The sequence below is a fragment of the Pseudomonas fluorescens genome (genome assembly GCF_900636825.1).
GTDB lineage: Bacteria > Pseudomonadota > Gammaproteobacteria > Pseudomonadales > Pseudomonadaceae > Aquipseudomonas > Aquipseudomonas fluorescens_BG.
The window spans coordinates 3,053,149-3,076,795 of the sequence record NZ_LR134318.1 but is presented as its reverse complement, the minus strand read 5'-3'; the positions used below and the strand labels follow the sequence as shown (position 1 = coordinate 3,076,795).

General features: G+C 60.5%; 23 protein-coding genes. 18 read left to right on the top strand and 5 right to left on the bottom strand.

Annotation, left to right across the window (positions count from 1 at the left end; all coding sequences use genetic code 11):
- Position 1 precedes the first annotated feature (1 nt).
- From EL257_RS13865 to EL257_RS13835, 7 genes are read left to right on the top strand one after another with little or no spacing between them, the layout of a single operon-like run.
- Positions 2-2,476, top strand: a complete 2,475-nt coding sequence (locus EL257_RS13865; protein ID WP_126363399.1) for an efflux RND transporter permease subunit — start codon at positions 2-4, stop codon at positions 2,474-2,476.
- A complete protein-coding gene (locus tag EL257_RS13860) occupies positions 2,466-3,713 on the top strand; it encodes an MFS transporter (RefSeq protein ID WP_126363397.1) in 1,248 nt (415 codons plus the stop codon). Before EL257_RS13865 ends, EL257_RS13860 begins: the two co-directional genes overlap by 11 nt.
- 13 nt (positions 3,714-3,726) lie before the next feature.
- Entirely contained in the window at positions 3,727-4,308 is a 582-nt protein-coding gene (locus EL257_RS13855) for a cupin domain-containing protein (protein WP_126363395.1), read from the top strand.
- A complete protein-coding gene (locus EL257_RS13850) occupies positions 4,305-5,288 on the top strand; it encodes a fumarylacetoacetate hydrolase family protein (RefSeq protein WP_126363393.1) in 984 nt (327 codons plus the stop codon). The genes EL257_RS13855 and EL257_RS13850 overlap by 4 nt, the downstream gene beginning before the upstream one ends.
- A 9-nt stretch (positions 5,289-5,297) precedes the next feature.
- The gene (locus tag EL257_RS13845; RefSeq protein ID WP_126363391.1) at positions 5,298-6,299 is read left to right on the top strand and encodes an NAD-dependent epimerase/dehydratase family protein; all 1,002 of its coding nucleotides are present in this window, start codon (positions 5,298-5,300) and stop codon (positions 6,297-6,299) included.
- A complete protein-coding gene (locus EL257_RS13840) occupies positions 6,277-7,080 on the top strand; it encodes a cyclase family protein (RefSeq protein ID WP_126363389.1) in 804 nt (267 codons plus the stop codon). The genes EL257_RS13845 and EL257_RS13840 overlap by 23 nt, the downstream gene beginning before the upstream one ends.
- Positions 7,081-7,117: 37 nt before the next feature.
- Positions 7,118-8,749 (top strand): arylsulfatase, encoded by a 1,632-nt coding sequence (locus EL257_RS13835; protein WP_126363387.1) that lies wholly within the window; start codon positions 7,118-7,120, stop codon positions 8,747-8,749.
- 51 nt (positions 8,750-8,800) lie between these two features.
- On the opposite strand, the gene EL257_RS13830 is transcribed toward EL257_RS13835, so the two are convergent.
- Together EL257_RS13830 and EL257_RS13825 are read right to left on the bottom strand one after the other, a co-directional pair.
- A complete protein-coding gene (locus EL257_RS13830; protein WP_126363385.1) occupies positions 8,801-9,886 on the bottom strand; it encodes an aromatic ring-hydroxylating dioxygenase subunit alpha in 1,086 nt (361 codons plus the stop codon).
- 37 nt (positions 9,887-9,923) lie between these two features.
- Entirely contained in the window at positions 9,924-10,877 is a 954-nt protein-coding gene (locus EL257_RS13825) for a PDR/VanB family oxidoreductase (RefSeq protein WP_126363383.1), read from the bottom strand.
- Positions 10,878-11,169: 292 nt separating this feature from the next.
- Between EL257_RS13825 and EL257_RS13820 the strand changes: the two genes are divergently transcribed.
- Complete coding sequence (locus EL257_RS13820; protein WP_126363381.1) at positions 11,170-11,640, top strand: MarR family winged helix-turn-helix transcriptional regulator; 471 nt, start codon at positions 11,170-11,172, stop codon at positions 11,638-11,640.
- Complete coding sequence (locus EL257_RS13815) at positions 11,633-12,259, top strand: dTMP kinase (protein ID WP_126363378.1); 627 nt, start codon at positions 11,633-11,635, stop codon at positions 12,257-12,259. The genes EL257_RS13820 and EL257_RS13815 overlap by 8 nt, the downstream gene beginning before the upstream one ends.
- A 16-nt stretch (positions 12,260-12,275) precedes the next feature.
- On the opposite strand, the gene EL257_RS13810 is transcribed toward EL257_RS13815, so the two are convergent.
- Positions 12,276-13,181, bottom strand: coding sequence for an AraC family transcriptional regulator (locus EL257_RS13810; protein ID WP_126363376.1), 906 nt, complete (start codon positions 13,179-13,181; stop codon positions 12,276-12,278).
- A gap of 97 nt (positions 13,182-13,278) precedes the next feature.
- On the opposite strand from EL257_RS13810, the gene rclC reads away from it, so the two are divergent.
- The 7 genes from rclC to EL257_RS13775 all read left to right on the top strand — a co-directional run bounded on the left by rclC (position 13,279) and on the right by EL257_RS13775 (position 18,854).
- Positions 13,279-13,854: a reactive chlorine resistance membrane protein RclC gene (gene rclC / locus EL257_RS13805; protein ID WP_126363374.1), complete on the top strand. Its 576-nt coding sequence runs from the start codon at positions 13,279-13,281 to the stop codon at positions 13,852-13,854.
- A gap of 29 nt (positions 13,855-13,883) precedes the next feature.
- Complete coding sequence (locus EL257_RS13800; RefSeq protein WP_126363372.1) at positions 13,884-14,117, top strand: DUF2790 domain-containing protein; 234 nt, start codon at positions 13,884-13,886, stop codon at positions 14,115-14,117.
- 159 nt (positions 14,118-14,276) lie between these two features.
- Positions 14,277-14,501 (top strand): hypothetical protein, encoded by a 225-nt coding sequence (locus EL257_RS13795; protein ID WP_126363370.1) that lies wholly within the window; start codon positions 14,277-14,279, stop codon positions 14,499-14,501.
- Between the two features lie 41 nt (positions 14,502-14,542).
- Positions 14,543-15,904 (top strand): glutathione-disulfide reductase, encoded by a 1,362-nt coding sequence (gorA, locus tag EL257_RS13790; RefSeq protein ID WP_126363368.1) that lies wholly within the window; start codon positions 14,543-14,545, stop codon positions 15,902-15,904.
- A gap of 340 nt (positions 15,905-16,244) precedes the next feature.
- The gene (locus tag EL257_RS13785; RefSeq protein ID WP_126363366.1) at positions 16,245-16,874 is read left to right on the top strand and encodes a glutathione S-transferase family protein; all 630 of its coding nucleotides are present in this window, start codon (positions 16,245-16,247) and stop codon (positions 16,872-16,874) included.
- Between the two features lie 121 nt (positions 16,875-16,995).
- Positions 16,996-17,916 (top strand): LysR family transcriptional regulator, encoded by a 921-nt coding sequence (locus EL257_RS13780; protein ID WP_126363364.1) that lies wholly within the window; start codon positions 16,996-16,998, stop codon positions 17,914-17,916.
- A complete protein-coding gene (locus EL257_RS13775; protein ID WP_126363362.1) occupies positions 17,916-18,854 on the top strand; it encodes a LysR family transcriptional regulator in 939 nt (312 codons plus the stop codon). Before EL257_RS13780 ends, EL257_RS13775 begins: the two co-directional genes overlap by 1 nt.
- 1 nt (position 18,855) lies before the next feature.
- On the opposite strand, the gene EL257_RS13770 is transcribed toward EL257_RS13775, so the two are convergent.
- Complete coding sequence (locus tag EL257_RS13770) at positions 18,856-19,632, bottom strand: alpha/beta fold hydrolase (protein WP_126363360.1); 777 nt, start codon at positions 19,630-19,632, stop codon at positions 18,856-18,858.
- Between the two features lie 261 nt (positions 19,633-19,893).
- On the opposite strand from EL257_RS13770, the gene EL257_RS13765 reads away from it, so the two are divergent.
- Positions 19,894-20,517 carry a DJ-1/PfpI family protein gene (locus EL257_RS13765; protein ID WP_126363358.1) on the top strand — a complete coding sequence of 208 codons (624 nt, stop codon included), beginning with the start codon at positions 19,894-19,896 and terminating at the stop codon, positions 20,515-20,517.
- A gap of 65 nt (positions 20,518-20,582) precedes the next feature.
- Positions 20,583-22,655, top strand: coding sequence for a pyridoxamine 5'-phosphate oxidase family protein (locus EL257_RS13760; protein ID WP_419866581.1), 2,073 nt, complete (start codon positions 20,583-20,585; stop codon positions 22,653-22,655).
- Between the two features lie 33 nt (positions 22,656-22,688).
- Here the strand turns inward: EL257_RS13760 and EL257_RS13755 are convergent, their stop codons facing one another.
- Positions 22,689-23,594: a LysR family transcriptional regulator gene (locus tag EL257_RS13755; protein WP_126363356.1), complete on the bottom strand. Its 906-nt coding sequence runs from the start codon at positions 23,592-23,594 to the stop codon at positions 22,689-22,691.
- Positions 23,595-23,647 lie beyond the last annotated feature (53 nt).

Below are 23,647 nucleotides of genomic sequence, written 5' to 3'. Positions count from 1 at the left end.
TATGAAACCATTCGATAACGCCACGGCCAGCCTGGCGAGTTTCGACCCGCGCTCCGGCTCGCTGGTGGAACGTACATTGTTCAATCATCGCCTGTGGGTGTTGCTTGTATGTCTGGTGACCACGGTATTGCTCGGTTATCAGGCCACGCGCATCGAACTGAACGCCAGTTTCGAAAAGATGATCCCGACCCAGCAGCCGTACATTGCCAATTATCTTGAGCATCAAAAGCAGCTGAGCGGTTTGGGCAACTCGCTGCGCATTGTCGTCGCCAACCGTCAGGGCGATATCTACGACGCTGACTATCTGAAAACCCTGCAGGCGCTGAGCGACAAGCTGTATTTGCTGCCGGGTGTCGATCGCGCTTACATGAAGTCGTTGTGGACGCCGGCCACCCGTTGGGTCGCGGTGACCGAGGACGGTCTGGATGGCGGGCCGGTGATTCCCGATGATTACGCTGGCACCCCGGCGAGCCTCGACGCCTTGCGCCGCAACGTGCAGCGTTCCAACGAACTCGGGCAACTGGTGGCATTCGATCAGACTTCGAGCATTATTTACGTGCCATTGCTGGCAACTACCAGCGACGGCCAGGCGCTGGATTACTCGGTACTGTCCGAGCAACTGGAAGCGCTGCGCAGCGAATATCAAAGCGACAAGATCGGTATTCACATCACCGGTTTCGCCAAGAAAGTCGGCGATCTGATCGCCGGGCTCAAGCAGATCCTGCTGTTCTTCGCCGTAGCGATTCTGATCACCACGGCGGTGCTGTTCTGGTACACCCGCTGCCTGCGCAGCACCGTGCTGGTGGTGTTCTGCTCGCTGGTGGCGGTGGTCTGGCAGCTCGGCCTGTTGCCGCTGCTCGACTATCAGCTCGACCCGTATTCGGTGCTGGTGCCGTTCCTGGTATTCGCCATCGGCATGAGCCACGGCGCGCAGAAAATGAACGGCATCATGCAGGATATCGGTCGCGGCATGCACCGGGTCGTGGCGGCGCGGTTCACCTTTCGCCGACTGTTTCTCGCCGGGCTTACCGCATTGCTGTGTGACGCGGTGGGCTTTGCCGTGCTGATGCTGATCAAGATCCAGGTGATTCAGGACCTCGCGGTGATCGCCAGCATCGGCGTCGCGGTATTGATTTTCACCAACCTGATCCTCTTGCCAGTGTTGCTCTCGTATGTGGGCGTCACGCCACGCGCGGCGCAACTGAGCCTGAAGAGCGAGCAAAACGAACAGGCCGGCCAGCGTCGTCACGGTTTCTGGCGCTTCCTGGATTTGTTCACCCAGCGGCGCTGGGCCAGCCTGTGCATCGCCATCAGCCTGGCGCTGGCGGTGTCGGGGTTTGTGGTCAGCCTGCAGTTGAAGATCGGCGACCTCGATGCCGGCGCCCCTGAACTGCGCGCTGATTCGCGCTACAACCAGGACGACGCCTTGCTGACCCGGCATTACGGCGCCAGCAGCGACTTGTTCGCGGTAATGGTCAAGACCCCGCCGGGCCAGTGTGCGCGTTACGACATTCTGGCCAAAGTCGATGCGCTGGACTGGCAATTGCGCGCACTGCCGGGGGTGGATTCGACCAACTCGCTGGCGTTGCTCAACCGGCGCATGCTGGTCGGGCTCAGCGAAGGCAGCGCCAAGTGGTACGAGCTGCAGAACAATCAGGCGATGCTCAACATGATCACCGCCAGCGCACCGCGCGGTCTGTACAACGAAGACTGCAGCCTGCTGACGCTGTACGCCTATCTCACCGATCACAAGGCCGAAACCCTGACGCGGCTGGTCGAGCACGTCGAGCAATTCGCCGCGGCCAACAACAATCAGGACGTGCAATTTCTCCTGGCCGCCGGCAACGCGGGGATCGAAGCGGCGACCAACATCGTCGTCAAACAGGCCAACCGCGAAATGCTGTTCTGGGTATATGGCGCGGTAATCATCCTCTGTCTGATTACCTTCCGATCCTGGCGCGCCACGCTGTGCGCAGTGATTCCGCTGATGGTCACCTCGATTCTGTGCGAGGCGCTGATGGTCTGGCTGAACATCGGCGTAAAGGTTGCGACTTTGCCGGTAATCGCCCTGGGCGTCGGCATCGGCGTCGACTACGCGCTGTACGTGATGAGCATTCTGCTCGGCCATTTGCGCCAGGGCGCGAGCCTGTCCGAGGCGTATTACCGCGCGCTGGTATCGACCGGCAAAGTGGTGATGCTCACCGGGATCACCCTGGCGATTGGCGTGGCGACGTGGATTTTCTCGCCGATCAAATTCCAGGCCGACATGGGCGTGCTGCTGGCGTTCATGTTCGTCTGGAACATGGTCGGCGCTCTGGTGCTGCTGCCGGCGCTGGCGTACTTCCTGCTGCCGGCGCAGCGCCCTCAACGCGGCGCGCAAGCGTCGGTCGAGGTGATCAGCGTGGCCCAGCCGCCCAGCGCCGTGCTGGCGGACGTTCACCAATCGCGGCATCGGGAGACTTGTCATGGCCGTTGAATCGTCAGTGCAAAACCACGGCCGTGAAGCCGGATTGATGCAATCGCTGCTGTTGCTGTTCGGCAGCTGTTTGCCGGTGCTCGGCGCGGTGTTACTGGCGCCAGTGTTGCCACGCATGCAGGCGCATTTCGCCGAAGTGCCGGGCAGTGCGGTTCTGGTGCCGATCGTCTTGACCCTGCCGGCGTTGATGATTGCCTTGCTCGCGCCATTTGCCGGACTGATCGTCGATCGCCTCGGCCGCAAACCGCTGTTGCTGGCGAGCATGGCGCTGTACGTGGTCTGCGGCGTCTTGCCGTTGTGGCTGGACTCGTTGCCGGCCATCGTCGCCAGCCGCGCCGGTATCGGGCTGGCCGAGGCGGGGATCATGACCTGCTGCACGACGTTGATGGGCGATTACTACAGCGGCGCGCGGCGTGAACGGCTGTTCGCCTTGCAGATGGTCGCTACCTCGCTGTCGGCAGCGGTGTTTATCGCCCTCGGTGGCTTTCTCGGTCAAAACGACTGGCGTACGCCGTTTGCTTTGTACGCAGTCGGGCTGATTTTCCTGCCGCTGATGGCCTGGAAACTCTGGGAGCCCCAACCGCGCGTGCAAGCGACGACAGCTTTGCCGGTGCCGGCGCTGCGCGCATTTCCATGGCGCGCGCTGACGCCGATGTACGCGCTGTCGCTGCTCGCCGGCCTGAGCCTGTTCATCGTGCCGGTGCAGGCCGGTTATCTGCTCAACCTGCTGCACGTCGATGCACCGCAGCAGATCGGTATGACCATGGGCGCCAACCAACTCGGCGTGCTGGCCGGCGCCTTGAGTTTTCGTTTGCTCAGCGGCGTGCGCAGCCAGCACGTGTTGCTGATTGCCTATGGACTGGCGGGCATTGGCGGTTTGCTGATGGCCGCCGCCGGAAGTCACGCGCAAGTGGTGGTCGCGGTGCTGGTCAACGGCCTGGGCATCGGCTTGATGTTGCCGACGCTGATCACCTGGATCATGGCGCAAGTCGGGTTCGATCAACGCGGACGCGCGGCGGGATGTTTTACCGCGGCGATTTTCGCCGGTGAGTTCATCAGCCCGCTGGCGGTGCTGGGCATCACCGGCGGCGCGACTTCGGTGCTGCCACAAGCGTTGGCCATGATCAGTTGGCTGCAACTGGTCGTGGCGCTGTTCTGTCTCTCCGTGCCGAGGCTCGGTGGTCTGCTGGCTCGGCCGAATGTCGGTGGCCACGACTCCATCGAAAACGGCCATTGAACGAGGATTTTCCATGCAAGCGCTTCCCCCCTTCAAACGCGTGGTCACCGGGCATGACGCCCACGGCCGCGCGGTGATTGCCAGTTGCGGCCCGACCGCCAGCGTATTCGAGCTGCAAGCCGTGCCCGGCACGGTGTTTCATGAATTGTGGAACAGCAGCGCCAGCCCGGCGGTGCTCGATAACGGCGACGACCCAACGCGCAAACCCTTGCAACTGAGCCCGGACGGGCAGGGCAGCGTCATTCGCGTGGTCGATATTCCGCCGGACAGCGTGCAGAACCAGGTCAGCGATGCCGATGCAGCGGCGGTGTTCGCCGAGATCGGCCAATCGCACGCCGGCACTGGCAACGGCAATGCGCGGCACAAATTGATGCACCGCACTGAAACCCTCGATTACGGCATCGTCACCGAAGGTGAAGTGTGGCTGGTGCTCGACGATCAGGAAGTCCAGCTCAAACGCGGTGACGTCGTGGTCCAGCGCGGCACCAATCACGCGTGGAGCAACCGCACCGAAGCCATGGCGCGCATGGTTTTCATCTTGTTGGACGGGCGCTACGCCAGCGAACTGCAACGCAGTCAGGGAGACCAGGCATGAAACTCGCAACCTTGAAAAATGGCAGCCGTGACGGCCAATTGGTCGTCGTATCGCGCGACATGACGCGGGCCATGGACGCTAGCACCGTCGCGCCGACCTTGCAGCACGCCATCGAAAACTGGGCGACTGCCGAACCGCGCTTGCAGAACCTGGCGCGGCAACTGGAGGAGGGCGATAGCCGTCAGACGCTGGCCTTCGACCCCGCTCAAGCGATGGCGCCGCTGCCGCGTGCCTATCAGTGGTGCGACGGCTCGGCGTTTCTCAGTCACGGTGCGTTGATGCAAAAAGCGTTCAATCTCGAACCGATCGAAGGTGCCGACCGCACGCCACTGATGTACCAGGGCGCGGGCGATGATTTCATCGGCCCGCGCGATGACATCGAGTTGCCGAGCGAAAGCCAGGGCATCGATTTTGAAGGTGAATTTGTCGTGCTGGTCGATGACGTGCCGATGGGCTGCACCGCCGACGACGCCTTGTCGCACATCAAGCTGATTTTGCAAATCAACGATGTCAGCCTGCGCGCCTTGGCACCACGGGAAATGCGCACCGGCTTCGGTTTTCTGCAGGCCAAGCCATCGTCGAGTTTCGCGCCGCTGGCGATCACCCCCGACGAACTCGGCGCCGCCTGGCGCGACGGTCGCGTGCATTTGCCGTTGCACGTCGAGTGGAACGGCGAATGGTTCGGCCAGCCCCACGGCGGGCAAATGAATTTCCATTTTGGCGAATTGATCGCCCACGCGGCGCTGACTCGACGCTTGCGTGCCGGCACATTGATCGGCTCTGGCACGGTGTCGAACGCCGAGCGCAGCGCCGGTTCGGCTTGCATCGCCGAACGCCGGGCCATCGAGATGATCGAGCAGGGCGCCGCGCAGACAGGCTTCATGCGTTTCGGTGACCGAGTGCGCATGGACGTTGTCGGCAGCGACGGCCAGTCAATGTTCGGCCCAATCGAGCAGCGCGTCGTCAAGGCCCAAGGCTGAGGGCCGCCCATGCGTGTATTGATTACCGGAGCCAATGGCTTCGTCGGTCGCGAACTGCTGCGCTGCCTGCTGGCGCGCGGCAGCCTGCGCGGACAAGTGATCCGTTCGTTACTGGCACTGGACACTGATGTACAAGGCTTGCCGAACGATCCGCGCGTACGCCGACACAGTGGTAGCGTGACCGACACCGCGCTGATGCGCCGGATTCTGGCCGATGGCATCGACGTGGTGTTCCATCTGGTGAGCATTCCCGGCGGCACGGCGGAAACCCATTACGAGCTGGGTTATCAAGTCAATCTGTTGGCCAGCCTCGAACTGCTTGATCAGATGCGCACCGGCGCGCGGCCGCCAGTGTTGGTGTATGCCAGCAGCGTCGCGGTGTACGGCGCTGATCTGCCAGCGAAGATGAACGAGCAGGCCGAGCTGCGGCCGCAGCTGTCTTACGGCACGCACAAGGCGATGGTCGAGCGCGCGCTGGTCGACCTCGGTCGGCGCGGTGAAGTTGATGGCCGCGCGGTACGCCTGCCGGGCATTGTTGCTCGCCCGCGCGAACCCAACGGTTTGCGCTCGGCGTTCATGAGTGACTTGATGCGTGCCTTTGCCGAAGGCGCTGATTATTGCTGCCCGGTCTCGCCCGAGGCGACGGCGTGGTGGATGTCGGCGCGCTGTTGCGTGAACAACCTGATCCATGCCGCCGAACTGGATACCGCCACTGCGCAACAGCGAGTCTGGCAACTGCCGGTGCTGCATTTGTCCATCGCTCAGGTCATCGATGGGCTGGCCGCGAGTTACGGCGAACAGCGCCGCGCGCTGATCAGTTTCGCTGCCGATCAAAACCTCGAAACCTTGTTCGGGCGCATGCCGCCCCTGAAAACCCCACTTGCCCGCGCTGCCGGCTTCAGCCATGACGGCAACGTCGCCGCGCTGATCCGCAACGCCCTCAATCCAGCCCCTTATCGGCATCTGCCGCTGCCCGGAGATTCGTCCCATGTCACAGCCAACCCAGCGTAAACGTCGATTGGTCGACCTTTCCGTGACCCTCGATAACAACCCGTACACAGACCCGCCGCCGCTGTTGCCGCACATCGATTACATGGACCACCAGCAAGGCTGGCCGGAAATGGCCGCGATGTTTCCGGGTTTGCAGCTGGAGCAAATGCCCGGCAATGAATCGTGGGCCGCCGAGCGTTTGCAGATCACCACGCACAGCGGCACGCACATGGACGCGCCATGGCATTACGCGTCGACCACCGATGGCGGCGAGCCGGCGTTTGGCATTGATGAGTTGCCGCTGGACTGGTGCTTGCAGCCCGGCGTGAAGCTGGATTTTCGCCACTTGCCGGACGGTCATGTGGTCACCGCCGCAGAGGTCGAAGCCGAACTGGCACGCATCGGCCATACGCTGCGGCCGTTGGATATCGTGCTGATCAACACCCGTGCCGGCGCGCTGTTCGGCCAGCCGGGCTATCTCGATGCCGGGATCGGCATGGGGCGCGAGGCGACGATGTACCTGTTGGAACGCGGCGTGCGCGTGGTCGGCACGGACGCCTGGAGCTGGGACGCGCCGTTCAAATTCACCCGCGAACGTTTTGCTGCCAGCGGCGATGCCTCGATCATCTGGGAAGGCCACAAGGCCGGGCGTGATATCGGCTATGGACAGATGGAAAAACTCGCCAACCTTGAATCGCTGCCGGCCAGCGGTTTCACGGTGTCATGCTTCCCGTACAAGATTCGCCACGCGTCCGCAGGGTTTGTGCGCGCCGTGGCGATTTTCGAAGAACAAGCAGTCTGATCGACACGCTCCTTCAATGACAATAAGAGAAAAACCGATGGTTCTATCGCGGATACCGCTGGCGGCACTGTGTTGCATCCTGACAATGGGCAGTGGCGTGGCCATGGCGGCCAGCCAACCGAATATTTTGCTGATCGTGGCGGACGATCTCGGCTATTCGGATCTGGCCAGTTACGGCGGCGAAATTCATACGCCGCGGCTGGATGAACTGGCCCGGCAGGGCGTGCAGTTCACCAGCATGTATGCGGCGCCGACCTGTTCGATCACTCGCTCTATGCTGATGTCCGGCACCGACAATCACCTGGTCGGGCTGGGCACCATGGCCGAAGCGTTGCAGCCGTTTCAGCGCGGCAAGCCCGGCTATGAAGGTTACCTGAACGGGCGCGCCTATTCAGTCGCCGAACTGCTCAAAGCGGGCGGTTACAACACCTCGATGGTGGGCAAGTGGCACTTGGGCCTGGAAGCCGACCAAGGCCCGGATCGACGTGGTTTCGAGCAGTCCTTCACGCTGCTCGAAGGCGGCGCGTCGCACTTCAAACCGGCCAGCGTTGCGCCGAGCGCGTTGGAGCAAGTGCATTACCGCGAAAACGGCCAGGCGGTCGAGGTGCCCGAGACGTTCTATTCCACCGATTTCTATACCGACAAACTGCTCGGTTATCTGCAAAACAGCCAGCGCCAAGGCAAACCCTTCTTTGCCTATGCGGCCTACACCGCGCCGCATTGGCCATTGCAAGCGCCCAAGGAATACCTGGATAAATACCGCGGGCGTTTTGATCAAGGCTACGACAGCGTGCGGCTGTCGCGCATCGAACGGCTGAAAAAGCTCGGGCTGTTGGCCGCGGATTTCCAGCCGGCAAACCCATTGCCAGCGAACCCGAAACTGCCGGGCTGGGAGCAATTGAGCGCTGAGCAGCAAAAGCTCGAAGCGCGAAAAATGGAGATCTACGCGGCGATGGTCGACAACCTCGACCACAACATCGGCCGGGTGATCGACTACTTGCGCGAAAGCGGTCAGTACGACAACACGCTGATCGTGTTCATGTCGGATAACGGTGCCGCGGCGGAAAACCACGCGCAGTTCTATCCGCCCGGTGCGCACACCGATAACAGCCTGAGCAATCTCGGGAAGCCAGGTTCGCAAATCGACTACGGCTTGCGCTGGGCGGAAGTCAGCGCGGCGCCGTTTCACCTGTTCAAGGGCACTACGGCTGAAGGCGGGATCAGCGTGCCGGCGATCATTCAACTGCCAAAGACACTGCGTCGTCAGGGTGTGGAAACAGGCGTGGCGCGGGTAGACGATCTGGCGCCGACCTTTCTCGAATTGGCGGGAATCACCGTGCCAAACGAGCCGGGCAAGCACCCGATCACTGGCCGCTCGATTCTGCCAATGCTCAAGGGCGACAACAGTCCTCACGTTGGCGGCAATCTGGCCGGCGAGTTGTTCGGTAATGCTTACTACCGCGAGGGCAATCTCAAATTGCTCGGCATGCGACCGCAAACCGGTTTTGGCGATCACGCGCAACCGCCGCAATGGCAGTTGTTCGATGTCACGCAAGATCGTGGGGAAACCCATGATCTCGCAACTGCCCAGCCACAGACGGTTGAACGCCTCAAGGCCGCGTGGCGCAAGTATGCCGAGCAGGTCGGCGTGGTGTTTCCGTCGCGCTAAAGGTCAAAAGATCGTCCGAACGCGGCGCGAGCGTTCGGACGATCCTGGCTTTCAAGGGCGCTCTTGAAATGACGAGTTGCGCAAGCGCTCGATGATTCGGCGAGCGCGATTGGCACCCGCGTCGACGTGAATATCGATCATCGGCCGCGTGCCGAAACGGCACATGTTGCGGTACTGCGCTTCGATTACCACCTTGTCCTCATCGAACGTCAGCCGGGTCTGATGTACAACGTTGGCTTTGACGGTTTCCGGGTCGTGCTCCGCATTGGTCGCCATGGTCCAGAAATAGTGGCTGGTGGTCTCGGTTTCCGGTGTTACCCCGTGAAAGCCACGCATATGAAAACCGCCACGCTCAGGGTTGTTCAGATCATCGGTGCCGGCATCGGTGGCGCCGGTCCAGATGCGCAAGTGATTGACGTGAAATTCGATTTCCTGCCAGCGATCGATATTGCCTTTGAACGGGTAGGCTGCGCTGTAGGTCGGTGGCGGCACGGAGTCGGGCATGTGCCGCACGACGCGCACCATCGAATCGTCGCCTTCCACGCGCATCTGCGCATTCATGTGGATGCTGGCGTTGCCGCCGATGGTGTGTAGATGCACGTAGCCCAAGTGGCTGAGGTCCATGAGGTTGTCGTGGATGAGCTGATAGGGCGCGTCGTAGTGGTAAACATCACCATCGAACAGGTATTTGCCGCTGCTGTGCACATCGTAGGCCGGCGGCGCGCACGTCGGCTGCGGATGCTGCGCACTGCCGAACCAGATCCAGATGATCTGATCCTGTTCGCAGACGGGGTAGGCGGGCACCCTGGCTTTGCTCGGAATCTTGTCCTGGCCGGGAATTTCGATGCATTGACCGCCGTCGTCAAACAGCAGGCCGTGATAGCCGCAACGCAAACCGCCGGCTTCAACGGTGCCGCTGGACAGCGGCAATGCGCGATGGCAGCAGCGGTCTTCCAGCGCGGCAACCTGGTTATCCGCGGTGCGAAACAGCACCACAGGTTTGTTCAGCAGCGTCCGGCCGATGGGCTGCTTTTGCAGCTCGCGGCTCAACGCGGCGACGTACCATTGATCCAGGGGGAAAACCGGCGCGGCGCCGGGCGCAATGTTATGGGCGAGGGGCAGAGCGGTGGTTGGCATAACGTTCTCCTGCGAGCGGCTATGGCTCGTATTGGGGTCAGAGGTCCACTATCAGACGAGGGGATTTCGCCCGTGAGCAGCACGGCGTGAAACGGTCATTGGCTGCGTGTTCTGCGGCGGTCATGAACTGGTCACGATGATCGGCAACGCCGTCGAGCAGCCCGATCACGCAGGTGCCACACACGCCTTGCTCGCAAGACGACTCGATGGCGATTCCGGCCTCATCAAGCACCTCGAAAACGCTCCGGTCGGCGGGGATGTAAAAGATCTGCCCGCTGCTGGCCAACTGCACTTCGAAGGACGTGTCAGCGCTCTGATCAATGGGCGCGGCGGTGAAAAACTCGCGATGGATCTGCACTTCGGGCCAGCCAGCGGCCTGTGCCGTCGCGATAATGAAGTTCATGAAGCCGGTTGGGCCGCACACATAGACATGGCTTTCCTTATCCGGCTTGGCGAGCAGGGCGGTTGCATCGAGTGCTTGTGCGGTTGAGCCGCTGTCGTCATGCAAGTGCACGCGTCCGGCGAACGGCGCTCGGCCGATGTCGCCAATAAACGCCGCGCGCTCAGCGGATCGAAAGCTGTAATGCAATTGGAAATCGGCGTGCTGGTGCTGCAGTTCATGGGCCATCGCCAGCATTGGCGTAATGCCGATGCCGCCACCGAACAGCAGGTGACGCTTGGCTGCGGGTGCCAATGGAAAGAGATTGCGTGGTTCGCTGATGCTCAGCGTCTGGCCTTGTTGGAGAGTGTCGTGCATTGCCGCCGACCCGCCACGGGATGCAGGATCTTTCAGCACGCTGATGACATAGCGGTGCCGCTCCTGGCTGTCATTGCACAGCGAATACTGCCGGATGAGGCCATCGGCGATATGAATATCGATATGCGCACCGGCGCTGAACGGCGGCAACGCCTGACCGTCGACGGAACACAGCTCGAAACTGCAGATACCTTCTGCCTCGACGGCCTTGCGGGTGACCTTGACGTGAAGCATGACTTCTCCCTCCACATTGAAGTGACGGCTGAAAAAAAACGGAAAGAATGGGCTGCTGGCTAGACGGGAATCAGCCGGGGGCGAGGAAGCAGCGAGGGAGTCTCGTCACGACAGACTGGGACGGACACGGCTGGCGAGGATTCATAAGCAAGACCTGATAATTATTTTTTTGAGGTTGTGCTACGGCTATGATGCGGCGCACTGACCGCACTGTTTGACTGAGCAAATCCTCGGGCAAATTGGTTGCGGTGTCAACCAAATTGCACGATCTCTGATCTACGGTGTTTTCTTGATGTCTAGCGATACCCAGCTGAATCTGTCGCGTTACGTACCGGGTCTGGTGACATTCCTGGCGAACAAACTCGCCACGGGCGCTTCCCAGTGCTATCGCAAGCATTTCGGAATCGGCGTGGTGGAATGGCGGATGCTTTCGATGCTGGCGGTCGAATCCGACATCACCGCCAATCGCATCTGCCAGGCCATCGGCCTCGACAAGAGCGCTGTCAGCCGTTCATTGCAGACGCTGGAGGCAGCGGGGCGGATTACCAGTCAAATCGATCCCAAGGATGCACGGCGTTACACCGTGCGACTGACCCCCACCGGCAAGGAACTGCATGACCGGGTGCTGAAAGTGGCACTCGAGCGTGAGGCGCGGCTGCTCAGTGGCTTGACCGCAGCGGAAGTCGACACGCTGATCGATCTGCTCGGTCGCCTGCATGTGCAAGTGCCGAATGTGAACAGTTATGACCCTTCGGATGATTGACCCAGCCGTCGATACGCCGCTTTTCATCACCCTCGACGGGCCCAAGGGAGTCGGCAAAACCACGCTGCTCGAGGCCATCACCAAGGAGCTGCGGGCGGGCGGTCAGAAAGTCATTCGGCTGTGCGAGCGCAAGAGTGATCCCGACCGGGGCCAGACCATGGCGCTGGTCAACGAACTCGCCAGAAACCCCACGCGGGATCTGGAGTGGGCGGTCTGTCAGCAATTCGCCGAGAGCCGCCGCTGGATCTCCCAGCACGTGCTGCCTCGACAGCCCACGGGCAGCATCATCCTCATTGATCGCTGGTATCCGTCGGACGCCGCATTTCGCCGAACCGTCCCGTTCGCCGAGATTCTGCAATTGAACATGGAGCGCAACGTGCGGGTGCCGGATCTGCACGTTGGCGTGATCACGACCGCGCAAACGTCATGGGCGAGAGCAAAAAACCGTCCGCGTGGCCTGGGCGGAACGGTGATTCAGAAGCACGCAGAACACGTCGCTTGTACCGAGCGGTTTGAACAAGCGATTGCTGACCAGGGCTGGTTTCTGTGCCGTAACGAAGGAACAGTCGAAGACGCGGTCATGCGAGTGGTGGCCGAGATCTATCGGGTGATTCGGTAATCGCTGACTCACAGGGTCACAATCCGCGCCTCACTCGCCCCGGCGCCTCTCCATAGGTTTCCTTGAATTTTTTGCTGAAAGCCGCTTGGGATTGATAGCCGACCTGAGCGGCAATGTCGTTCAAACCCAAGTGTGAATGGCTCAGCAAATTGAACGCTAACTCCATGCGCACCTGAGTCAGTAACGCCCACGGCGACACGCCCGCTACCCGGACGAAGGCGCGCATGAAGGTCGCGCGCGACATGCTGGCGATGTCCGCGAGCGCGTCAACGGTCCACTCATGCGCAGGATCTTCCAGCATGGACTGCCAGGCCCGACCCAGACGCTGATCGGACAGCAAGGCCAGCGTGCCGGTGTGTTGACCGTGGCTGGCGAGGTGAGCGCGCAAGATCCAGGTGAACAGTGCCTGGGACAAAGCGTCGAGCAAGTAATGCGCGCCAGCCTGCTCGCTGTCCGCTTCACCGCGCAGCATTTCCACCAGCGCCGGCAGTGGCGCACTGGCGGGCAGGGCGGCGCTGGGAATCACCAGGTGTTCGGGCAGCGCGGCGAACAACAGCGACGTTCGGTTGTAGTGAAAGCCGCCGCAAAGCATGTCCAGATCCGCCGTCACCCCACCAATGCGATAGAGCGGCAGCGGCGTATTTGCCACCAGACTCGGCGTGCTCGGCGCAACCGTCTTGCCGACGCTGTGCAGGATGTGCGGCGCCCCGCGCGGCAACAGCAGGATATCGCCGGCGCGCATGGGCAGGCGTTGTCCGTCTGGAAACTCGACCCGACATTCTCCCTTCAGTACGACGTGGTAAGGCGCCTTGCCCAGGACTTCCTGCTCGTGGTCTCGCGCCCAATCGCCCTGAAACTGACAGCGCAGATCCAGGCTGCCGCGCACGTTCGCCAGGCTGATGAGCTTATCGATCGAATTCATTTTGAGAGCTTCGCTTAAAAAATTGAGCAGGACGCACAAAACCGCCCGTTAGATCCGCAGCAGACTTGCTCCACATTCAAACACCTGGAGAAGTCCCATGCCCACATCCTTTATTGCCTGGCTGCGTTTTATCAGCAAAGCCGACACCGGCGGAACAACAATCATGCGCTTGGCGATCGCCGTGGTTTTTCTGTCGATCGGCGCGCTGAAATTCGTTCCCTATGAAGCCGACAGCATCACGCCTTTTGTTGCCAACAGCCCGGTCATGTCGTTCTTCTACCAGCATCCCGAAGACTACAAAGCGCACCTCACCCATGAAGGCGAGTTGAACGCAGACAAGCGCGTTTGGCAAACCGCGAATAACACCTACGGCTTTTCAACCGGCCTTGGCATCGTCGAAATCCTTATCGGTCTGCTGGTGCTTTCCAATGCCATTTCGCGGCGTACCGGGCTGTTGGGCGCAGCCTTGGCCTTCGCTACGCCGCTGGTCACGCTGAGCTTTTTGCTCACCACGCCTGAAGCCTGGGTCGGCGCGCTCGGTGATGCGCAACATGGCTTCCCTTATCTGTCCGGCGCCGGACGCCTGGTGCTCAAAGACGTCCTGATGCTCGCCGGCGCGCTACCGGTGATGGCGGACTCCGCACGCCAGTTGCTGCGCGAACACCACGTGTAATCACTTCGACCCCTATCTGGAAAACTCCCATGAAAACATTGATCGCATTGATCCTGACCGCCGTTGCCGGCTCCACCTTTGCTGCCGAAAGTGCCCAGCCGGCACAAACCGGCGTGCCATTGGATGAAGCCAAAACCATCAGCATCACCGACACCTCTCTCGCATGTGGGATCGTCCCGGTCGAGTTGGTCTACGAAGACTCGAAAGGGGAGCGGCATACCGCGACCTATCAGGTCGAGGGAAGCGGTTGCATGGGCGGCTGAGCCCGCCGATGTGGCCTGCGTCGAAGGGGCATTATTTCATGCTGCACAATTAAGCCATGACATCCGTGCCCGTTCTCTGACCGCCCTTTGTTGTTGAAACTGTTCCCAGAAGCGATCAACCGCTGGCGTTGACGCGATTTCAATCGCTGGGAGATTCCCATGTTCGGCACTCCTCATCTCTGCCCTGACGAACACCGTTCAGAACGTGAAATTGTTCTGCATCGTGAGCACGAAGTGGGCTTTTTGCTTCCGCAATTCATGGGAGCCCTGGCCAGTGAAATCAGCGGATCGGGCCTGCCTGACCGGTGTCATTCGCCATCAGGCGACAGCCTGTTCTCAAGCGTTCGCGGCTTATTCATGCAGCTTCGGCAGCTCAGGTTTTGATGCCTCTGCCGCATGCTGTGCATTCCTTATCGAGAACTGAAATGAGCTACGACTTCGATCTATTTGTCATTGGTGCGGGCTCTGGCGGCGTACGTGCTGCACGGTTTGCTGCGGGTTTCGGCGCAAAAGTCGCAGTGGCCGAAAGTCGCTATCTGGGTGGCACCTGCGTCAATGTCGGCTGCATACCGAAAAAACTGTTGGTCTACGGTGCCCATTTTGCTGACGACTTCGAACAGGCAGAAAGCTTCGGCTGGACAGCGGGCAAGGCTGATTTCGATTGGTCTGCGCTGATTGCCAACAAAAACCGTGAGATCGATCGTCTCAACGGCATCTATCGCCAGCTATTGCTCAGCAGCGGCGTGACATTGCTCGAAGGGCATGCACGATTGGTTGATGCCAACCATGTTGAGATAAACGGCCAGCACGTCAGCGCCGAACGGATTTTGATTGCAACCGGCGGATGGCCGCAGATCCCAGACATTCCGGGACGCGAGCATGCGATCACCTCCAACGAAGCGTTCTTCCTGAAAGACCTGCCCAAGCGCGTTCTGGTGGTCGGCGGCGGTTACATAGCGGTGGAATTCGCCGGCATTTTCAATGGCCTCGGCGCAGACACCAGGCTTGTGTATCGGGGCGATCTGATCCTGCGCGGATTCGATCAATCGGTTCGTACGCATTTGGCCGAGGAGCTGACCAAGCGCGGACTGCGCCTGGATTTCGACAGCGACATTGTGCGCATCGACAAGCAGGCTGATGGAAGTTTGCTGGCGACGCTCAACGACGGAACGCGGCTGGAAACCGACTGCGTTTTCTACGCCACGGGGCGCCGGCCAATGCTCGATAATCTCGGCCTGGAAAACACTCGCGTCGAACTCAACGACGCCGGTTACATCGATGTGAACGAGCACTTCGAAACCCGCGAGCCGTCCATTCTGGCGCTGGGCGATGTGATCGGTGGCATCCAGTTGACGCCTGTTGCGACCGCGGAAGGCATGGCTGTTGCGCGTCGGTTGTTCAGACCCGAAGAGTATCGGCCGGTGGATTATCGGCACATCCCGACGGCAGTATTCAGCCAACCGAGCATCGGTACGGTGGGGCTTACCGAGCAGCAAGCGCTTGAGCAGGGGCATGACGTGGTGGTGTTCGAGAGCCGGTTCCGCCCGATGAAACTGACGCTCACCGAGTCGCCGGAACACACATTGATGAAGCTGGTGGTAGACGCAGAATCTGATCGGGTGCTGGGCTGTCACATGGTCGGGCCGGACGCGGGGGACATCATTCAGGGTTTAGCGATCGCGTTGAAAGCTGGCGCGACCAAGCGGCTGTTCGATGACACCATTGGCGTGCATCCGACCTCCGCAGAAGAATTCGTAACCCTGCGCACACCGGTGAGCGGCCGGTGAAGCAGGGCGGTTCGAGCATCAAGACAAAGCGCACCCTGATTGCCTCGGGGTGCGCTTTTTTCATTGTTGCTTGCTCAGGAATGAGCGAGTGAGATCAGCGACCTCTTCCAGTCGGGTGTCCAGCTTCTCGCGGAAAATGTGGGAGCCAGCCCAGCTGGCGATGGGCTTTGGTGCGTAGGGAGGTCTTTCGGGTTTCTATGAGACAGAACGGTGGATCATTCCACCGGGTGAAATGCTGGATTGTATTTAATGGTCATTCCGCTGTTTGGGACTGGGGAGCAAGATGCATCCCATCGACGCGATGACCGGGTCGAACCCCCATAACAAACCGGAGTACGTCATGTCTCAGCAACCGATCAAGCTTTATCGCCATCCGCTGTCCGGCCACGCACATCGCGTTGAATTGATGCTGTCATTGCTCGGGCAGCCGACCGAGCTCGTCTTTGTCGATCTGATGAAAGGCGCGCACAAGACGCCGGAATTTCTGGCGATCAACAGTTTTGGTCAAGTGCCGGTGATCGATGACCACGGCACGATTCTGGCGGACTCCAACGCGATTCTGGTGTACCTCGCCGCCAAATACGGCAACGGTCAGTGGCTGCCGTCTGACCCTGTAGCGCTGGCAAAAGTGCAACGCTGGTTGTCTGTCGCAGCGGGCCAGATCAACTCGGGCCCGGCCACCGCTCGCCTGATCACCGTGTTCGGCGCTGGATATGACGCCGAAGAGGCGATCAGCAAATCCCACGCGCTGCTGAAAGTGATGGAGCGAGAGCTGGGCAATAGCAAATTCCTCGCCGGCGAACATCCAACCGTTGCCGACGTGGCGGCCTACACCTACGTGTCCCATGCCCCCGAAGGCAATGTCGCGCTGACCGACTACCCTAACGTCCGCGCCTGGCTGAGCAGCATCGAGGCCTTGCCGAATTTTGTCGGCATGCAGCGCACAGCCAAAGGCTTGCAACAAGCTTGACCAAACGGTGCGAGCGACGCCGGAATCAACTCGGGGTCGCTCCGCCGATCATCTATGATTTCCTTGAAATCTGCCCGCCGTATTTGCCAGTCGCTATCCCTTTATCACTGCAGAGTCGCCTATGGATCGCTTTCAGGAAATGCAGATATTCATGACGGTGGCCGAAGAAGAAGGATTTGCCGCCGCCGCCCGCCGTTTGAACATATCCCCTCCCAGCGTCACCCGGGCCATTGCCGCGATGGAAGAACGCATCGGCACGCAGTTGCTCTCACGCACGACTCGCAGCCTGCATTTGACCGAGGCCGGGCAACGTTACCTCGACGATTGTCGACGCATACTCGGTGAAGTTAACGAAGCGGAAGAAGCAGCGGCGGGCAGTTATTCAATCCCCTGCGGGCACTTGACGGTGACCGCCTCCGTGCTTTTCGGCGAGTTGTTCATCGCACCGTTGCTGGCCGAATACCTCGATCAATTTCCCTCCGTTCATCTCAACGCCTTGTTGGTCGACCGCGTGACGAGCATGGTTGATGAAGGCATCGATGTAGCGATTCGCATTGGTCATCTGTACGAAAACAGTCAGCAAGGCATTAAGGTCGGCGAAGTTCGCCAGGTGATTTGCGGCGCTCCCGCGTACTTCGAGCGCCATGGCAGGCCTCGCCATCCCGGCGAATTAAGCGCTGCCAAAATAGTGATGTCGTCAGCGAGCCATTTGCTTAGCGACTGGCAATTTGAGCATGAAGGCAATGCCCTGAGTTTGCGTTTCAATCCAAGGTTGGTCGTCACCGCCAATCAAGCCGCCATCAACATTGCCTGCCTCGGTTGGGGCGTGACGCGGGTCTTGTCTTATCAGGTGGCCAGTCAGGTCGCTGCGGGGCAACTTGAAGTGGTACTCCAGGATTTCGAACCGCCGGCGTTGCCGATCCAGGTGGTTTATCTGAAAAACAATCGAGTACCGGCGAAGGTCCGTACGTTCGTGGATTTCCTCAGCGAACGCTTGGCCTCCGACACCGCACTCCAACCGCTTGTGAAAAGCACCTCTTGATGGACCGCTACCATGAAATGCTCATGTTCGAAGCGCTCTCGGAGCGCCCGAGCCTGGCGGCGGCCGCGCGGCGTTTGGATGTATCCGGCGCGACGGTCGTTCGCGCAATCGCCAGGCTGGAAGCCCGCCTCGGTGTGGCGCTGTTGCAACGCAGTACCCGAGGGGTTTCATTGACCGAGTCGGGAGCGGCATTCATGGCCGATTGTTCGCGCATCCTCAAAGGCATCGAAGAAGCTGAAGCGTCCGCCAAAGGCCTGCACGTTCAGGCGCAGGGCAATCTGACCGTGTTGCTGCCACATCTTTTCAGCCGCTACGTGATGACGCCGCTGCTCACCACTTACCTGGAGGCGTATCCCGAGGTCAAAGTATTCGCGCATTACCATGATCGCTACCCGAACATGAATGAAGAGGGCCTCGACGTGGCTGTGCTGGTGGGGAATCTGCCGAGTTCATCGTTGATCGCGAGGCCGGTGGGCTACGTGCGTATGATTGTCTGTGGCAGCCCTGCCTATCTCGAAGCGCACGGGGCGCCCGCCGCGCCGGAGGACCTGAAGCATCATCGGCTGATCGGCATTCAGGCGTACCGGGAGAAAATCAATTGGGATTTCTCCACACAAGGTATTCAAACCACGATCAAGGCTCGGCCTCGAGTCAGCTGCACCACCGTGCAAGCGGCGCTGGATGCGGCGGCCTACGGCGCGGGCCTGACGCGCTGCCTGAGTTATCCGGCCTACGATTATCTGCATGGCGGGCGCTTGATTCGGGTGCTTGAGCCATTCGAACTGCCAGCGCTGCCTGTGCATGTCGTCTACCGGGAAGGGCGCAAAGCCGCGATGCGGGTGCGAAGCTTTGTCGATCATATCGTCGAGGGCCTGCGCGAACATCCGGCGATGATGCCGGATGCTCTTCAGGCGCTGGCGCCTCCTTCCGCCGACTGACTCAGTTGGCGCTCGCTGCCTTCTCGATCAGGCTGGCGACGACTTTCGGGTTCGACACCATCACCACGTGGGACGCACCTTTGACCACAACGGTCTGTTTGGAGTGGGCCCGCTCAGCCATAAAGGCTTGCGCTTGGGCCGGGATGTTCTTGTCGGCGTCGCCGTAGACGAACCAGGAAGGAATGGTTTTCCAGGCCGGCTCGGTAGATGCTTCGTTGAGTGCCGCGACCGTGACCGGGCGCTGCGTCGCGGCCATTACTTTAGCGTCGACCATCGAGACATCAGCGGCGAATTGCTCATGGAATTTGTCCTGCTGGATGTACAGATCCTTACCGTCGTCAGCCAGAGCGACCGGTGGCGCAAGGGTAGGGCCCAGCGTGCCGCCGGGGAAACGTCCGGACAACTCGGCAGTGGATTCACCGGCCTCAGGGGCAATGGCCGCGACATACACCAGCGCTTTGACGTTCGGATTGCCGTAAGCCGCTTCGCTGATGACCGGACCGCCGTAGGAGTGGCCTACCAGCACAACCGGCGTTTTCACGCTGGCGAGTACGTCCGCTACTGACTGCGCGTCGCCCTTGAGCGAGCGCAGCGGGTTCGAAGCCGCGATCACCGGGTAGCCATCTTTTTCCAGAATTTTCACCACGCCATTCCAGCTGCTGGAATCGGCGAACGCGCCGTGGACGAGGACGACAGTCGGTTTGACCGGCGCAGCGAACGCGGCGGTGGCACTGACCATGGCGGCCGCTAAGGCCAGACCTGCAAAAATCTTGTTCATTTGATGTTCCTGTACATGGAGAAAATGAGTTGTGAAGCGACAGGAACAGTTGAACCGCTGGCTGTGTACCGCATGTGTCGAGATATCCCGCGCTGTGCATGCGAACGTGTCTGCAGACGGCTTTGCTACACAGGGATACACAACCGGCCAGCATTTCAGCAGATGAAACAGTGGATTGTGATTTGTGCTCGTTCTCACCAAAGCGATAAAAGCGGAGCATGCGCCTCACGCATTTATCAGCTGCAAACGCGGAGACGCCCGATGAAACGAGTCCTCATGCTGTTGGCCAACGGCGTCGAGCCAATGGAAATGGCCGCTTTCACCGATGTGCTCGGCTGGGCCGATTTGCTCGGGGATTGTCCTGTCGAGCTGGTGAACGCCGGCTTGCGCGGAAAAATCACCACCACATTTGGCCTTACGCTGATTCCCGGTTGTCTGCTGGGCGAGTTGGACCTGAACGGCTTCGACGCGCTGGCATTACCGGGCGGATTCGAACCGTCAGGCTTTTACGAGGAAGCGCTCAGCGAGGCGTTTCTTGAAACCATTCGCCACTTTGCCGATACCGGCAAACCGCTCGCCAGCGTTTGCGTATCGTCGATCTGCCTGGGCGTGGCTGGTGTGTTACGCGGCAAGAACGCGACGACCTATCATCAGGAAGGTGGAAAACGCAAAGACCAATTAGTGGAAAGTGGCGCTGTCTTCGTCGATCGACCTGTTGTCGTTGACGACAACATCATTACCTCCAGCGGCCCAGGCACGGCCGCCGAAGTCGCGTTCCTGCTTCTGGAAAAACTGACGAGTGCGAAAAACGCGACGTATGTGCGGCAAAAGATGCGCTTCGCCACTCCAGATCAAGGTTGGTATGACACGCCACAAGTTGCCTAATCCGTGCTTGATATCGTTTTTGCAGTCACTGAAATGCACCCGTTAACCACTACTTCGAGGTGATCATGAATCAGATGGAAGCGCCGGGGGCTTCGCCCTGGCATGCGGGCGAGCGGCAGTTGCAGGAACATGCCGGCGTGGCACAGCAGATGGAGCAGTTCGGACGCAAGGTTGTGCGCGACTATATGCCGGACCAGCACCGTTCGTTCTACAGCCAACTGCCCTATCTGGTGGTCGGTGCGGTCGACGCTGAAGGCATCCCGTGGGCGACTTTGATCGATGGGCCACCAGGATTTGTTCATTCACCTGATCCACGTGTTTTGCGACTCGACCGCTTGCCTGCGGCAGGCGACCCGGTGAGGGCGGCGCTGCAGAAGGGTGCCGCTGTCGGTCTGCTCGGCATCGATCTGAAAACCCGCCGGCGCAATCGCATGAACGGCAACATCAGCAGCGACGTATCCGACGGTGTTGCCGTTTCTGTCGTTCACGCTTTCGGCAATTGCCCGCAATACATTCAGTTGCGCAGCGTAGAACCGGTCAGCGTTGGCGGATCCTCATCCGCAGTGGTGGCGCAAACTGCCAGCGAACTCGACGACGCGGCGAGAGCGATGATTCGCCAGGCCGATACCTTTTTCCTCGCCAGCTATGTCGATCTTGAAGGGGATTCATCGAAACGTTCGGTGGACGTCTCGCATCGCGGTGGCAACGCTGGCTTTGTCCGGGTCGAAGGCAATGTGCTGACGATCCCCGACTTTGCCGGCAATCTGCATTTCAATACATTGGGCAACCTGTTGCTCAACCCCCGAGCCGGTTTGGCCTTCGTCGACTTCGCCACAGGCGATGTACTTCAGGTTGCAGGCCGCACCGAGGTCATTCTCGACGGCCCGGAGATTGCGGCGTTTCAAGGTGCGGAAAGACTCTGGACGTTGACCGTGGAGCATGTCGTCTTGCGCCGAGCAGCGTTGGCGCTGCGCTGGGCCTTCGAAGGTTTCTCGCCGAACAGTCTGCTGACCGGCAGTTGGGAGAAAGCCGAGGGCCGCTTGCAGGCCGATGCTTTGCGCGACCAATGGCGACAACTGCGCGTGACCCGCATCGTTGCCGAGAGCAGCACCATCAGCTCGTTTTACCTGGAACCTGACGACGGTGCCGGCTTGCCGCGCTTCGAGGCCGGGCAACATTTGCCCGTGCGCTTTCAACTGGTTGAAGGGCAGCCACCGGTGGTCAGAACCTACAGCGTGTCGAGCGCGCCGTCTGATGATTTCCTGCGCATCAGCGTCAAGCGGGAAGGGCTGGTGTCGTCGCACTTGCACAAGCAGATTCGCGTGGGCGATCTCATCGAAGCGCGCGCCCCGCAAGGTCGCTTCACCGTGGAAGCGGACGAGCATCGACCGCTGGTGTTATTGGCCGCCGGCGTGGGCGTCACGCCGCTGCTGTCGATGCTGCGCGAGGTCATCTACGAAGGCGAGCGGATCCGCCGTACGCGCCCGACCTGGTTTATCCAGAGTGCGCGCAGCCTGGCGGAGCTGGCGTTTCGTGATGAGCTGTATGAACTGGCCGCGCGGGGCAAGGACAACATTCGCGCCCTGCGATTGCTGAGTCAGCCGGAGCAACACGCGCGCGAGGGCGAAGACTTCGAGTTGGCCGGGCGGGTGGACGTCGCGCTGCTCAAGGGACTACTGCCTCTGGATGATTACGACTTCTACTTGTGCGGTCCGGGCGCTTTCACCCAGGCGTTATACGACGGGCTGCGCGAACTGCGCATTGGCGACGATCGCATTCACGCCGAAACTTTCGGGCCATCGACGCTGGTTCGGCGCCGAGATCAGCTAACCCCGGCAATAGAACAAGCGCCTGCTGCCAGCAGCCCGGTAAAAGTGGTTTTCGCCACCTCGGCGAAGGAAGCGCGGTGGGAGCCCGGCAACGTCAGCTTGCTGGAACTGGCGGAAAGTCGTGGTCTGAATCCGGAATTCAGTTGCCGCGGCGGCTCATGTGGAACGTGTCGCACCAAACTGATCAGCGGCGAAGTGCATTACTTGAACCTGCCCGCCGAGATGCCCGCAGCGGGAGAAGTGTTGATCTGCTGCGCAGTGCCGGCGCAAGGCAAAGAGGGCGATGCGCCGCTGGTTCTGGATTTGTGATGCTGTGTCCATGTTCAGCCCGCCCAATGCTGATCAGATCGAACTGCGCGCCACGACCTCGCGCGCCAATGCAACGAAGGCCCTGAGCCCGGCGGGGATGTGGCGGTTCGCAGGGTAGTAGAGGCGCAATCCCGGATAGGAAGGCGTCCAGTCTGCCAGCACACGGACCAGCCTTCCGCACGCAAGATGCTCAGAGGCGGCGAAGTCATTGGTCCAGGCGAGGCCGGCGCCTTGCAGCGCAGCCTCCAACATCAGGTAATGGCTATCAAGGGTCAACGACCCGCGTACATCGACTGACACCGCTTCGCCGCGCTTCTCGAATTCCCACTTGTAGATGGCGCCGCTGGGGAAACGTACGCGTATGCAGTTATGCGCGAGCAGATCAGCCGGAGCCTTGGGCTTTTTGCATGTCGCGAAATACTCTGGGGAACCGACCACGGCGAAACTGAGCGGAGGCGTGATCGCAACGGCGATCATGTCCTGCGGCACGCTCTCCGCCAGGCGAATGCCGGCGTCGAATCCTCCAGCGACGATGTCCACCAGACTTCGATCGGTGACGATATCGACGCGCATGTCCGGATAACGCCGCAAAAACTCCAGCACCACTGGGGTCAAGACCATTTGCGCGGCACCTTCGGAGGTGTTCAGACGCAGTGTTCCCGCTGGCGTGTCGCGGAACTCGCTGACCGCTTCCATGGCCGCGGATATGTCGCGCAGCGCCGGTTGCACTCGATTGAGAAATTGCTCCCCGGCTTCAGACAACGACACGCTTCGCGTGGTCCGGTGAAACAGCCTCACACCCAGGCGCTTTTCCAGCGCTGCGATTGCGTGACTCAGCGCAGAAGGCGACATACCCAGTTCCACCGCCGCACGGCGAAAGCTGCGCTGGCTGGCCACCGCGACCACGGCGTTGAGTTCGAGCAGCCCGGATTTTTGCATTGTGCTGATTCCTGCATGAGTTCATCCGATATTAGCCTGATTGTTCGCGACAG